The organism is Halorubrum persicum, from assembly GCF_002727125.1.
In the GTDB taxonomy this organism is placed as follows: Archaea; Halobacteriota; Halobacteria; order Halobacteriales; family Haloferacaceae; genus Halorubrum; species Halorubrum persicum.
In genome coordinates this window covers 1-535 of the sequence record NZ_NHOA01000078.1, presented here as the reverse complement: position 1 = coordinate 535, position 535 = coordinate 1, and the positions used below count along the sequence as shown (strand labels likewise).

The window sequence follows — 535 nt, the reverse complement described above, 5'->3', positions numbered from 1 at the left end:
ATCGCTATTCAACACAGCACGGATTATAGGCGTGCTGGTGATTTCCTATTAAAATATCAATATTATTAAAACCGTTATTTAGACGCTCTCGCTTGTCGACATACTCACACGGTGAGTTCTCCGTGTGACATGGCATAGAGATATTATTCCGGTCTGTATGAAGTTCCTTGGCAGAAATACCCTTGGCATACAGGCGTTTCGCCTTGTGTGTATCGCCAGAATTGTTATCCTGAAACGTCTTACAATGCCGATTAGGGCTGGGAATCGTTTCTACTGTAATGTCGTTATCACCTCCTTCGCCTTTGATTTGTTCTACCTCGCGTTCTGCTTGGCCATAGAGATCTGTTCGGCCTGCAAGATACAGGACATTATAGCCTTGTGCAGCCAAGCGAACCGCATTATAGGTCTTCCCACTAGCGGGGGGCGCTTCTATGAGAACGGGATTTTCTGACCGACACGCCTCCATAATGAGATTCTGTGTCCGGTCACGGATTTCCTCAATCATAATATACGGAGTACGCTCTTCTGTAGGAGA

At 46.0% G+C, this 535-nt stretch carries 1 protein-coding gene; it reads right to left on the bottom strand.

All coding sequences use genetic code 11. The features are described from left to right. Window positions 1–4: 4 nt before the first annotated feature. A partial coding sequence (locus tag DJ69_RS17885) for a hypothetical protein (RefSeq protein WP_218962312.1) occupies window positions 5–535 on the bottom strand: 531 nt, incomplete at its 5' end.